The organism is Devosia ginsengisoli, assembly GCF_007859655.1.
GTDB classification, from domain to species: Bacteria; Pseudomonadota; Alphaproteobacteria; order Rhizobiales; family Devosiaceae; genus Devosia; species Devosia ginsengisoli.
The window spans coordinates 3,450,426-3,463,199 of the sequence record NZ_CP042304.1; the positions used below are offsets into that span (position 1 = coordinate 3,450,426).

The following is a 12,774-nucleotide window of genomic DNA, read 5'->3' on the forward strand; positions in this document are numbered from 1 at the left end:
GTGGCATCGCAACGCTGCTAGCCCAGCGGCAGGTTAATCTCCCCCATGATTCGGGCCGTTTCGGTCAGTATCTTGACGATTTTCTGGTAGTGGCCGATGTCGTCCCAAGACAGTGGGTGCCCGCGCCGGTCCTTTAGCCACTTCTGGGCCGGCTGATAGCCACCGACAAAGCAGTTCCACGTTACCTCCGGCACTCCGTCGAAGCCTTGGTTCGGATTGATGTGAACGCGCCCGTCCACAAACTTCGGGTAGCCGGCCGCAACCACGTCGTCGCCCTCGCCGGCGAAGACGTAAGGCGTATCCCCCACGACATTTGCTTCCATCAAATGCAGCCGTCGGAGGGCCTCGCCTTTCTTGCTCACATCCCGAAACACCTCGGGTGAGGCGGGGTACGGAATGCGCGGGAAGTCGATCCTTAAAAACTCAGCATAGGTCGCCCGATAGTCCGGAGAATGCAGAACGCCATAGACGTAATCGAACACCTTGACTTCACTAGGTCGGGCATCGCCGGTCGCTGACCGAAAATCGTCTTCTGGTCCCGCCTGATCGGCCGAATCGATCCCGCCGGCTTTGCAGATAGCGGCAAAGAGCTTGGGGTCGAGATTGAGCGCTCGGTGCCCAGTGGCGAAGGCGTCAGACTGAGCGGATGCGTCGGGATAGAAGTAGAGGGGCAAGTTCATGGCATTTGAGCCAGTTGTGCCCGAAAGAAAGATAGCTTCGGACGGACGTTCCGTAACGAACGCATGCGCGAACGCCGCATCCCTGTTGGCTTTCGGGGCAAGCAACCCGAGGTTTGGGCCAGCTAAGTAACTAGACATTATCTGACGTACAGGCCAGCCCACAAACCCGCGTGCATTGCCTGTGTAGAGCAAGAACCTCTGATCGAACGGCCGATAATTTATACTCTGAATGTAAGCGGGGTCGAAATGGGCGAGCACATCAGCCTTAGCCCAGTCGTATCTCCAGTCCCGAACGTCAGCGGGAATGCCGTAGGCGCGGCGGACCTCAGCCTCCGGCTGATCGCGGAACGCCAACATGGTCTCCCACACGGCGACACGCGAGCGTTGAACGCAAAGCTGGTCACGTTTAGTCACGATCCCATTGCCCGACTTCAGGAACAACAGGTTTATGGCAACGCCCATTTCGTATTGAGTAAGTTTGTCTTGATCGCGCGGGACAAATACGTAGTTGGGTGAGCGAATATCCACCGGCACCCAGTCGTTGGAGTGGATCGACGTTTCCCAGAGCGCAGCATTCTTTCCTGCTCGAGTGCCCCACAAGTCCTTCTGCAATACATCCGCTAACTCGCTGGTGGAGTGATACTTTTTACGCACTGCGACGATGATAGCGACGCCCTGCATGATGTCGAACACGTTCTTGTCCGTGGAGCCGTCGGGTGCCCTCTCTTTCCTATTCGAATTGCCATGAAGGTCCAAGACATAGATTTTATCGAATACGCGAAGTAATTCCCATCTCATGCCCCGGAGCGTTGGATCTGATAAATATCCGTGACTTGTGATGAATGCGAGCACGCCATTGTCGTTCTTCTCGACATAATGAGATGCCAGACGCAAGAATTTGTGCTCGTCTTTGTTGATCCATTTCGAGTTTTTCTCTTTTAGTCGCTTCTTTCCGCCGGGCTCGCGTTTGTAAGCCTCCATTAGGCCCTTGATCCATTCGCCTTTGTTCGCGCTTTCGCCTGAATACGGCGGGTTACCGATCACGCACATGATCGGCGTCTGGCGCTTTACCTCACCCGACCCCCGTGCTTCCTCGGCCAAGGGTTGGAAAAACAGGTCACGGACGTCGCGCTCGGCGGGTTCTAGGGCATTGGTCAGCCAGACGGACAGGCGCGGCGGTCGGGCGCTGGGCTTGTAACCCGTCTCGGTCAGCTGCATGTCCAGCTTCATGTGACACATGGCGTAGCTAGCCATTAGCAGCTCGAAGCCGTGCAGGCGTGGCAGAAGGTCTTGCTCCACATAGCCAGACCATTTTCCCGGCGCGCGCGCCTTGACACGATCAGCGATCAATTGGACGGCCTTCGCTAGGAAGGTTCCGGTCCCGGTCGCTGGATCTAACACCTGGACTCGGTGCGCCTGGCGCTTTTGGGTGATCGGTTTGCCCGTCTTGGGGTGGTTGGTCCCGGTGTCCCAATCGACTGTAACCTTGGATGTGTCAGCCAGACCGTCAGCCAGGCCAAACTCCGTTTTCAGCACTTCGTCCACCGCCCGCACGATGAAATCGACCACCGGCTCAGGTGTGTACCAAACGCCGCGGCTCTTGCGCTTCTTCGGATTATAGGCGGCGAGAAAGTCTTCGTAGAAGTGGATGAAGGGGTCGTTGCGCGCCGTGAACCTGCCGAAGTCCTCAAACAATGAGTGAGGATCGCTGGCGCGCATCAGTTGGACTAAGTCATCGACGATGTAGGCTAGGCGCTTAGGCAGGGCTGGTCCGGCGACGTATTCGAACAGCCCTTTCAGAAAAGGGTTCGATGCCGGCAGCTTTTCCATCGCCTCCTGCCGGCTGAATGTCGCCAGATGGTCGTCATGAAAGCGCGCTGCGAACATGCCGTAAGTAATTGTCTCCGCGTAGAGGTCGGCGAACTCGTCGGGCTCCAGCGCCGGCAGCAGGTTGGCTTTGAAGCTCTTGAACTGGCCGCCGAGCCCAGAACGAAATTCGGGATCGCCCCTCAGTGCCAGGGCTATCTCGTCCTTGATAACGGCCGCTTTGGCCGCCATCATCTCAGCCAGCTTGGCAGCCGAACGGACGGTGATTGGCTTCTGCTCCGCAAACAGGCGCAGCTGGCGTTCGAGCTCCCCAAAGTTTTCTGGCCGGGGCTGAAGTCCCATGACAAAGTCTGCTATCGAGACGAAGTGGACCTGCTGACCCTCACGAATGAATTCGAAGTCTACGCCGTTAGTGTAGATCAGGTTGGCGTAAGCTGCCTCATACCGTCTACGCTGCTCAATTGAGTAGCCCTTGAGCTTGATAACGTCCTTGTCGATATCCTTCGCCTCTGCCCAACCCACTGGGATATCGCCCCGCTGGAACAGAAAGTCCGGCATACCGGCTTCCGACTTCTTTGGCTCGTTAATTACCGCCAGTGCTGGGTCGATCGACTTGAAAAGAGCGTACAGTGCCGGACGATAGCTGTGCTCGGTAGCGTGCCCGCTAGAGTAAGCGCTGCGCACCTGATCGAGATAATCTGAAATTTGCATGTCGCCCCCTAACTGCGGGGAACGATAGCGGCCCAAGCCTATGGTCGCAAAGGAAAATCCCTGAACAATCCCACCATCGACTCCGACGAGCTAAGCTCGTGCCGCGGTGAGTTTGACGGTCGCCCACCTGTAGCCAAGTGCAAGACCATAGAAAAATTCCTGCGACAAGCAAGTTGTCGGAGTTAGAAAACTAATCCCCACCGCTCCATCCCGCCTTATCCTCTCCTGTCCGGCATCCCGCCCCAACAGGAGAACCCCATGCCCCCACACACCACCCAGCCGCCTTTCGGGGAAACCCCTCAAGGCCAGCCTGCGCCGCAGGCTGCGCCTGTCTCCGCCCATCCCGCCAGGCCGCGCAAAAAATCCCTGCCGCGCGTCACCCACGCCCTCGCGGCCCGCCACGAAGCGCTCTGGCTCCGGCTCAGCGCGCTGCAGGCGCAGGTCACCGCCGTGGCCACGCGCCGCCCGGAGGCGCCGGTTTCCCGCCACACCATCGGCGTGGCCGAGGCGCTGTTGCGGGACGCCAGGCCCTTCCTTGCCCATGATGATCCCCTGCCGATGGCGGCGCCCGACCATGGCGGGCTCGCCACCCAGCTTGGTCAGGCCCTGGCGGAGCTCGATGGCTGGGAGGCGGCCAACAGCGTCTGGCGCAGCGATCTCAAGGCCTATGTCTGGCTGGTGAAGGACAAGGTGCCCCTGCCGGTGCGGCGGCTGCGGCCACGGCTGGAGACGCCGCAGGCGCCGCATGCCGATCCGCAATATGCCGCCTACCAGGCGAAGATGCTCGAGCTGCGCCAGAAGCTGGCCAAGCGCATCGAGCAATATCGCAATCGCTAAAGTCCCAAGCAAAGTTATCCATCTTATCCCCGCGGGCATCACCGCGCGTATGATACCCCCAGCTTCCGGGATACGGGCGGCGCTGCAGCGACGAGCGTCCGGAAGCCAGCCGGGGAAGGCGGGGTCGCGCCTGCTTTCGGGTCGAGCGGACGAAACATTCGGGCGGGGCGCTACGGCAATCCGCTGGGGTTTGCGATCGCGCCGTCCGAGCAAGTCCCGGCACCCCGAGGCGGTTTTCGTCTCACTAAAAAATACCATCGAGGCGAAAGCCGTCTCGGGGCCCGCCCGTTCTGTTCATCCCCGGAGGCGCCTGCGCCGTCCGGCACTGCCGCGTGCCTGCGCGAATCGTTTGCTTTGTGTCGGCGCCCTTAAGCTGATAAAGTCGGTTTTTGCCGGAGTTCCCCACATGCACAAATACAAGGTCGGCCAGGTGCTCGACCTGCTGCCCAATCGCGCCAGCAGCAGCCGCAAGGCCGGCGAATGCCAGATCGTCGCCCTGCTGCCCTATGAGGGCCATGCCGTGCAATACAAGGTCCAGGGCAAGGCCGAGACCCATCAGCGCATCGTCTCGGAAAACGATCTGCAGCTCATCCGCCACTGAGCCCTCGCCGCCATGACCAGCCTCAGCGCCTTCACCCTGCCTCTGCTATCCGGCACGCCCCAGCCCCTCGCCGCCTATGCCGGCAGTGTCGTGCTGGTGGTCAACACCGCCAGCCAATGCGGCCACACCCCGCAATATGGCGGGCTCGAGGCGCTGTGGCGCCAGTATCGCGACCAGGGCCTCGTCGTGCTGGGTTTTCCCTGCAATCAGTTCGGCTTGCAGGAGCCGGGCAGTGCCGCCGAAATCGCTGAATTCTGCGAAGTCAATTTCGGCGTCAGCTTCCCGCTGTTCGCCCGGCTCGATGTCAATGGCCCCGATGAAAGCCTGCTCTATACCTGGCTGAAGGCCAGCCATCCCGGCGATATCGAATGGAATTTCGCCAAATTCCTCATTGGCAGGGACGGCCAGGTCGCCGCCCGCTTCGCCCCCGATACGCAGCCCGCCGACCTCACCGGTGCCATTCTGCAACAGCTCGCCGTCTGATCCTCACATCTGCGGAACGAACCGCCCCGGGCCCCCGTTGGAAAAACCACGGGGCGGTTAACCGCGCGCCGCCAGCATTGGCCCCGCGCTTCCGCAATGAGCAGGCTTCGGCCCGCTCCGCTACGTTAGGATCAAGACAATGAAAAAGCTTCTTCTGGCCTCCATGGCCGCACTTTCGCTCGCCGCTGCCCTCCCTGCTGTCGCCCAGGACAAGGTCGTCGGCGTCCAGTCCGATGCTGAAGCCGGCGCTGTCATTGGCGCCACCGGCGGCGGCACCACGGGCGCCGTGATCGGCGGCCTGCTCGGCGGCCCCATCGGCGCCGTCATCGGCGGCTTTGCCGGCGCCACCATCGGCGCCGAAGCGGGCATTGCCACTTCCTCCATCGACTATGTCGCGGCCCATCCGGTCGAGCCGATCTATTTCGACGGCACCGCCGATATCGGCTTCGTCGTGCCGGCCGATGTCACCGTCTATCCCATCGAGGGCGACCCGGCCTATGGCTATGTCTACGCCAATGACCGCGTCTGGATCGTCGACCTGCAGTCGCGTGCGCTGGTGCAGTCGCCGGGCTATCTCGTGCCGCAGACCGCCGCTGATTTTGCCGTGGCCAATCCGGTGACCTCGGTCACGGTCGAGGGCGATGCGGTGGTCGGCTATGTGCTGCCCGACGGCACCGAAATCTCGACCATCCCCGATTCGCGCTATGGCTATGTCTATCTCGGCGATCGCCCGGCTCTGGTCGATTCGTCCACCAACACGGTGATCTGGATCAACTGATCCTGCCGCCTGTCCTCTCCAGCCGCCCGGTTCGCGCCGGGCGGCTTTGCTTTGACCGGCCGGGACTTTGCGCGATATAGAAGGCCGGCAGGCGGAGGGAGCAGATGGCCGACATTCTCGAATATTGCCAGGGTCTCAAGCAGGTCACGTTCAAGCCGGGCGCCGTCATGCTGCCCGAAGGCGAGCGCTTCGGCCGGCTCTATGTGCTGGTCGAGGGCCAGGTGGAAGTCATCCGCGAGCGCACCCAGGTCACCCATGTTGACGAGCCTGGGTCCATATTCGGTGAAATGGCCGTGCTGCTCGACATGCCCCATTCGGCCACGGTCAAGGCGCTGTCGGCGGTCACGGCCTATGAAATCCCCGATGCGCTGACCTTCCTCGATTCCCGCCCCGAATTCTCGCTGCATATCGCCACCATGCTGGCGCGGCGGCTCTATTACACCACCTCCTATCTGGTCGACCTGCAGCAGCAGGCCGCCGGCAAACGGCAGGATCTCGACCTGGTCGACCAGATCCTGGCGAGCCTCGTCGATCCGGCCGACGTCAAGAAGCGCAAGAAGGCCTGAATGGCGGACAAGCCTGACCTGACGATCACCTATTGCACCCAGTGCAACTGGCTGCTGCGTGCGGCCTGGATGGCGTCCGAAGTCCTCTCCACCTTCAGCCTCGAAATGGGTGCCGTGACGCTCGTGCCCGGCACCGGCGGTATTTTCGAGATCCATCTCGACGGCGAGCTGATCTGGGAGCGCAAGCGCGACGGCGGCTTCCCCGATGTGAAACAGCTCAAGCAACTGGTCCGCGACCGCATCGATCCGGACCGCGACCTGGGCCATATCGATCGCGCCTCCGGGGGCCCGGAAATATCCTGACGCGTCAGAGGGCTTCCCTTCTGCTCTCAGGCCGTTAATCTACTCCGCGTGATTGCGGCCGGGTCGCGGCCGCCGAAGAGGAGTCCCAGCGTCATGGCGCATAAATTCAACGTCACCCCGGCAGCCAACGATCAGTTCAAGTTCGATTTCTCCTACAATTCCGAGAAGATCTTCTGGTCGGAGAATTACAAGCAGAAGGCCAGCGCCAAGTCGGCCATCGAGTCGCTGAAGAAGAATGCGCCCGGCGCCGCCACGGTCGATCTCTCCAAGGACGAGACCGGCTCCGGCTACCGCTTCGAGATCGTTGCCTCCAAGGATGGCCAGCATTTCGTGCGCTTCGTCGCCGGCAATGGCGAGACCATGGTCCGCACCGAAACCTATACATCCAAGGCCTCGGCCAAGAACGCCATCGAGTCGCTGCAGAAGAACGGCCCGGGCGCCGACGTGGCAGACGGGGCATAAACTTCGCTCCGGCAAACAGGCCGCCACACCCGCCGCGCGTCACCCTCGGGCTTGACCCGAGGGCGTTGCACTTGCGATGCGCCGGTTAAGCGAAGGGCCCTCGGGTCCAAGCCCTGACGTGACGATCTGTGTTGCGCGGCACCGCCTGCGACAAGTCTGCCGCAATCTCCCCATTTCCAGGCTCTGACGAAATGCTCTAGTCTCCCGGCAAAACATCGACCGGGAGACTGCTGCCTCATGCCTTCGCTCACTAAACTCATCGCCGCCGCCGCGGCCGTTGCTGCCCTCGGCCTGCCCATCGCCCAGGCGCAGGACGCACTGCCCGATCTGGGCGGCCGCACCATCGTCGCCGTCACCGAAAACGCCTATGTGCCGCTCAATTTCGCCGATCCGGCGACTGGCGAGGGCATCGGCTTCGAATATGATCTCTTCAACGAGATCGCCACCCGCCTCAATGCCAAGGTCGATTGGCAGCTTTCCAGCTGGGACGTGATGATCCAGGCGGTGCGCGACGGCCAGTTCGAAGTCGGCATGGATGGCATCACCATCAATGACGAGCGCAAGAGCCAGATCGATTTTTCCGATAGCTACCTCACCAGCCAGCGAGCTGATGCTGGTCCGCGCCGACGAGACCCGCTTCACCGATGCCGCCAGTTTCGCCGCCGACGCGGCCAATCTGGTCGGCGCCCAGGCCGGCACCACCAATTTCTACGTCGCCGTCTACAACGTGCTCGATGGCGACGAGGCCAATCCGCGCATCAAGCTGTTCGACACCTTCGGCACATCGGTGGCGGCCCTCCAGGCCGGCGATGTCGATACCGTGCTGATGGATCAGACCTCGGCCAATGGCTATATCGGCGCCAATCCGGGTGCCTTCAAAGTCATCGGCGAGCCCCTCGGCACCGAGGATTTCGGCTTCATCCTCACCCCCGGCTCCGACCTCGTCGCCCCCATCAACGCCGCCCTGGCCCAGATCAAGGCCGACGGCACCATGGATGCGCTGCAGCAGAAGTGGTTCTACGAATACAATTCGGCGCAGTAGAATTGGCGCTGAGCTTTCAGTCTGCTTCCCTCCCCCTTGTGGGGGAGGGAGAGCAGATAGGACTTAGCGTTTGCTAAGTCCGTTGAATCGAGCAGGGTGGGGGTGTCGAGGGCTCCGCAAACTCGGCGCCTATGGCACCCTCGACCCCCACCCTCGATCCCTCCCCACAAGGGGGAGGGAAGACCGACTGAGAGCCTGCGGGGCAAATAAGAAACCATGACCTACATCCCCCGCCGCCCCTCCGTCCTCGCTCGCCTGCCCTGGTGGCTGCTCGCCATCGGGCTGCTCTTTGTCACCGGCCTCTGGGCCATCACCAATGATGCCGGCTATAGCCAGATTTTCCGCGCCCTGTCAGGCGGCGTCCTCACCACCATCTGGGTCACGCTGGTCGCCTTCACCGTGGCGACGCTGATCGGCCTGCTCGTCGCCCTGGCCCGCACCTCGAACAATCGCGTCCTGCGCGAAATCGCCACCTTCTATGTCGAAATCATCCGCGGCATTCCGGTGCTGGTGTTTCTCTTCTACGTCGCCTTTGTCGGCGCCCCGGGCATGGTGGCCGGCCTCAACTGGCTGCTGCAGCCCTTCGACACCGTGGTGACGATCCGCCAGTTCGATTTCGTCTGGCGCGCCATCGTGGCGCTCACCATCTGCTATTCTGCCTTTATCGCCGAGATTTTCCGCGCGGGGATAGAATCTGTCGATCGCGGCCAGCTCGAAGCCGCGCGTTCGCTCGGCCTCAGCCGCTGGAAATGCTTCCGGCTGGTCACCTTCCCCCAGGCCCTGCGCACCATTCTGCCGCCGCTGGCCAATGATTTCGTCTCGATGATCAAGGATTCGGCGCTCGTCTCGGCGCTGGGCGTGCAGGACATCACCCAGCTCGGCAAGGTCTATTCCTCCGGCACGTTCCTCTTCTTCGAAACCTACAATGTGGTGGCCTTCCTCTATCTCACCATGACCATTTCGCTGTCCCTGCTGGTGCGGCTGCTGGAGCGGTATCTGAAGGAGCGCAGCTACTGACGGCGCGGCGCGAAACAACCACCAGCCGTCACCCTCGGGCTTGACCCGAGGGCTCTTCACTTGCTGAACGTTCGGGTAAGTACAGTGCCCTCGGGTCAAGCCCGAGGGTGACGATCGAGAGTGCGGCTCATTTCATGCCCCGCCCATTGCACTCACCCCCAAACATCCCATCTAATTCCCGCAACCAGGGAGCCCGCCCATGAACCGCCTCGCCGCCATCGTCATGACTGCCGCCGTCGCCGTCACCCTTGCCGCCTGTGGCGACAGCCGCGAAGTGGGTTCCGTCGGCGTCGACTGGACCGGCAATGACATTGCCATCGATGCGGTGGCCGATTCCGAGGTCGATGGCGTCGTCTGCCACCTGGCCTATTTCAACCGCTCCTTCATTGATCGCATCAGCCAGGGCAACTGGTTCGAGGACCCCTCCTATTCGGCGCTCGATTGCTCGGTCACCGGCCCCATCACCATCGGCGATATCAATACCCGCGCCGGCGGCGAGGAAATCTTCAAGGAAGGCCGCTCGCTGATCTGGAAGTCGCTGCGCGTCACCCGCGTCTATGACCAGGCCAATAATGCACTGATCTATCTGGCCCATGCCCGAGAGATCCAGCAGGGCTCGGGCAAGATGAGCCTGTCGGTCATTCCCCTCAATACCGAGCAGGTCACCTGGAGCAATGGCGCGCCATCAGCGCCCTGAGCGCCGGCTTTGCTGCCTGCGGCCATCCCGTTGGAACGCCATGGCGTTCCTGCCGCCCAAAACATAAAAGGATTTCACTTCCGGCCGCTGCAATCGGCGGCTGGGAGTACGATATTCCTTGTTAAAGCGAGTAGGGGCCTTCAACCGGCCCGGTAAGGATCAAGACATGGCAATTCTGATTGGCGATACCGCCCCCGATTTCACTGCCGACAGCACCGAAGGCCCCATTCATTTCTATGACTATATCGATGGTCATTGGGCCGTGCTGTTCAGCCACCCCAAGAATTTCACCCCCGTCTGCACCACCGAACTGGGCTACACCGCCAAGCTGAAGCCCGAATTCGACAAGCGCGGCGTCAAGGTGCTGGGCCTATCGGTCGACAAGCTCGAGGACCACGGCGGCTGGGCCAAGGATATCGAGGAAACCCAGGGTACCGCGCTGAATTTCCCGCTGCTGGCCGACACCAAGGGCGAGGTCGCTCGCCTCTATGACATGATCCATCCCAATGCCGACAACACGCTGACCGTGCGTTCGGTCTTCGTTATCGGCCCGGACAAGAAGGTGAAGCTCAAGATCGAATACCCGGCCTCCACCGGCCGCAATTTCGATGAAGTGCTGCGCGTCATCGACAGCCTCCAGCTCACCGCCAACCATTCGGTGGCCACTCCGGTCAACTGGAAGAATGGCGAGGATGTCATCATCGCCAGCTCCCTGTCGAATGATGCCGCCAAGGAAAAGTTCCCCAATGGCTGGAAGGAACCCAAGCCCTATCTGCGCATTGTTCCCCAGCCCCGCGCGTAGGAACGCGCACACGTTTTCTCCCTGACAAAACTGGGCGGTGGTTCATCCACCGCCCTTTTTCTTTTCAGCTCAAGGCGTTGATTGTGATTTTGAGCGCATGAGGCCGGCCAACCCTCTCCCCTCGTGGGAGAGGGTGTTTTTCCGCGTTCAGCGGAAAACCGGGTGAGGGGGCTGCGCCATCCCATGCTTCAACGCTGATGGATGGCGCGTAGGCCCCCTCATCCGCCCTTCGGGCACCTTCTCCCACGAGGGGAGAAGGGGAAGCCCGGATATGGCGCCAGTAACGCGATCTGTTCCTCCCCCTATCAGGGGGAGGCTGGGAGGGGGTATCCCACCAAAAACCCTACCCAGCCGCAAAGCTCGAATTCACATCCTGCGGCCGGATCATCCCCACCATGCGCCAGGCCGCGGCAAAGGCCAGAGCCGCCATCGCCGCCCCCAGCACATAGATCGGCATCACCGCCAGCTTGACCTCCAGCGCCGAGACGGCGGCGGCCATGCCCGCCGAATTGGCGGCCACGCCGGCCAGCGCCGCGCCGATCGCATTGCCCGCCGATTGCGTCGTCGGCATCAGCGCCGAAGTGCGGTCGCGTTCGGCGTCGCTGGCGGCCTCCATCATGGTCAGGTTCAGATAGCCATTGCAGGTGCCGAAGCCCGAGCCGATGATCAATTGCCCGGCCACCACGATGGCCACCTGATCCAGTTCCAGCCCGGCCAGCACCAGCAGCAGCCCAGCGCCGATCATGGCCGGCCCCAGCCGGATCAGTGTCTTGCGCGTCTCCTTGCTGCGCACATTGGCCACCAGGATCGCCGATGCGCTCCACGCCACCGCCAGCGTGGCCGCCAGGGCACCCGCCGCGGTGGGGCCATAGCCCCACATTTCCTGCACCACCAGCACCAGATAAACCGCCGAGCCGGCGCCCGCGATATTGATCAGCAGCACCATCCACAGCCCGGTGCCCACCACCGATACCAGCCGGAACGCATCGGGCGGCATCAGCCGGTCCGTGGCGCGGGCATCGAGCCACACCACCAGCACTAGCAGCGCCGCGGCCGCGATCAGCAGGCCCGTCGCCGCCAGCGGCTGCGCCAGCCCGGCCAAAGCCACCAGCATGATGGCGGCGCCGATGGTCAGCAGGCGAATACCCGGAAAGGTCACCACCTTGCGGTCCTCGGGCGAATGAGCCGGCACTTTCACCGACACCATGGCGGCAAACAGCAGCACCAGCGGCACATTGACCAGGAACGCCGCGCGCCAGGACACCAGCTCGGTCAAAAGCCCCGCCACCGCCGGCCCGCCAAACGCCGCAACGGCCCAGATCATTGCCTGCAGCCCGAACACTTTGGGCACCAGCCGCGACGGAAACAGCTCCGGGATCAGCGCGAAACAGATCGCCGAGACCACGCCTTCGCCCAGCCCCTGCAGAGCCCGTCCCACCAGCACCTGCTCCATGGAACCGGCCGTGCCAGCCACCACCGTGCCCAGCAGGAAAATGCTGGCCGATGCCAGCAAAGCGGTGCGCGCACCCAGCCTTTGCTTGAGCAAAGCCGCGCCGGAGCCGCCGACAATGGCAAAGACCAGGAACAGCGTCAGCGCCCACGAGATCAGCGCCACCCCGCCCATTTCCTGCACGGCAGTCGGCAGCGAGATCGAGGCGAGGAAGGCATTGAACGCCAGCAGCGCCACGCCCAGGCACAGAATCAGCGTCACCGTCGCGAAACGGGGCGTGAAAATTTCGGCCCAACTGCTTTGGGTGGAATCGGTCATGACAGCGACTCGAATAAAAAAAGGAATTGCTTGATATATTATGCAGGCAGCAAGCGCAATTGCATAGTCCTCCACCCCGCTCGAAGCGAGGAGAATCCGCGAGGGCCCGCTGCGCAGGGCTGAAATGTGAGCGGCCGCAGGACTTAAAGCCAGCTCTCGAAGGCCTCATGGTGAGCCCGTCGAACCACGCGGCCGGGCGC

12 protein-coding genes and 1 pseudogene are annotated in these 12,774 nt (G+C 62.1%); 11 read left to right on the forward strand and 2 right to left on the reverse strand.

What is annotated here, in order from left to right:
- Positions 1 to 17: 17 nt before the first annotated feature.
- Positions 18 to 3,218 carry a type ISP restriction/modification enzyme gene (locus FPZ08_RS16905; protein WP_146291143.1) on the reverse strand — a complete coding sequence of 1,067 codons (3,201 nt, stop codon included), beginning with the start codon at positions 3,216 to 3,218 and terminating at the stop codon, positions 18 to 20.
- Positions 3,219 to 3,476: 258 nt separating this feature from the next.
- On the opposite strand from FPZ08_RS16905, the gene FPZ08_RS16910 reads away from it, so the two are divergent.
- The 11 genes and pseudogenes from FPZ08_RS16910 (at position 3,477) to FPZ08_RS16960 (ending at position 10,806) form a co-directional block, all read left to right on the forward strand.
- Positions 3,477 to 4,055, forward strand: a complete 579-nt coding sequence (locus tag FPZ08_RS16910; protein ID WP_146291145.1) for a hypothetical protein — start codon at positions 3,477 to 3,479, stop codon at positions 4,053 to 4,055.
- A 406-nt stretch (positions 4,056 to 4,461) separates the two neighbouring features.
- Positions 4,462 to 4,656 carry a hypothetical protein gene (locus tag FPZ08_RS16915; RefSeq protein ID WP_146291147.1) on the forward strand — a complete coding sequence of 65 codons (195 nt, stop codon included), beginning with the start codon at positions 4,462 to 4,464 and terminating at the stop codon, positions 4,654 to 4,656.
- A 12-nt stretch (positions 4,657 to 4,668) separates the two neighbouring features.
- On the forward strand, positions 4,669 to 5,139 hold the full coding sequence (locus tag FPZ08_RS16920; protein ID WP_146291149.1) for a glutathione peroxidase: 471 nt from the start codon (positions 4,669 to 4,671) through the stop codon (positions 5,137 to 5,139).
- Between the two features lie 139 nt (positions 5,140 to 5,278).
- Entirely contained in the window at positions 5,279 to 5,917 is a 639-nt protein-coding gene (locus FPZ08_RS16925) for a DUF1236 domain-containing protein (RefSeq protein ID WP_146291151.1), read from the forward strand.
- Between the two features lie 104 nt (positions 5,918 to 6,021).
- A complete protein-coding gene (locus FPZ08_RS16930; protein ID WP_146291153.1) occupies positions 6,022 to 6,483 on the forward strand; it encodes a Crp/Fnr family transcriptional regulator in 462 nt (153 codons plus the stop codon).
- Complete coding sequence (locus FPZ08_RS16935; protein ID WP_146291155.1) at positions 6,484 to 6,786, forward strand: Rdx family protein; 303 nt, start codon at positions 6,484 to 6,486, stop codon at positions 6,784 to 6,786.
- A gap of 93 nt (positions 6,787 to 6,879) precedes the next feature.
- The gene (locus FPZ08_RS23060) at positions 6,880 to 7,248 is read left to right on the forward strand and encodes a YegP family protein (RefSeq protein WP_146291157.1); all 369 of its coding nucleotides are present in this window, start codon (positions 6,880 to 6,882) and stop codon (positions 7,246 to 7,248) included.
- A gap of 237 nt (positions 7,249 to 7,485) precedes the next feature.
- A pseudogene (locus FPZ08_RS23100) lies at positions 7,486 to 8,290 on the forward strand (transporter substrate-binding domain-containing protein).
- Positions 8,291 to 8,515: 225 nt separating this feature from the next.
- Complete coding sequence (locus FPZ08_RS16950) at positions 8,516 to 9,307, forward strand: amino acid ABC transporter permease (RefSeq protein ID WP_425457606.1); 792 nt, start codon at positions 8,516 to 8,518, stop codon at positions 9,305 to 9,307.
- A 199-nt stretch (positions 9,308 to 9,506) separates the two neighbouring features.
- A complete protein-coding gene (locus tag FPZ08_RS16955) occupies positions 9,507 to 10,004 on the forward strand; it encodes a CreA family protein (protein WP_146291160.1) in 498 nt (165 codons plus the stop codon).
- 166 nt (positions 10,005 to 10,170) lie between these two features.
- Positions 10,171 to 10,806 (forward strand): peroxiredoxin, encoded by a 636-nt coding sequence (locus tag FPZ08_RS16960; RefSeq protein WP_146291162.1) that lies wholly within the window; start codon positions 10,171 to 10,173, stop codon positions 10,804 to 10,806.
- Positions 10,807 to 11,149: 343 nt separating this feature from the next.
- Here FPZ08_RS16960 and FPZ08_RS16965 read toward each other — a convergent pair whose 3' ends face one another.
- Positions 11,150 to 12,574 carry an MFS transporter gene (locus tag FPZ08_RS16965; RefSeq protein ID WP_146291164.1) on the reverse strand — a complete coding sequence of 475 codons (1,425 nt, stop codon included), beginning with the start codon at positions 12,572 to 12,574 and terminating at the stop codon, positions 11,150 to 11,152.
- Positions 12,575 to 12,774 lie beyond the last annotated feature (200 nt).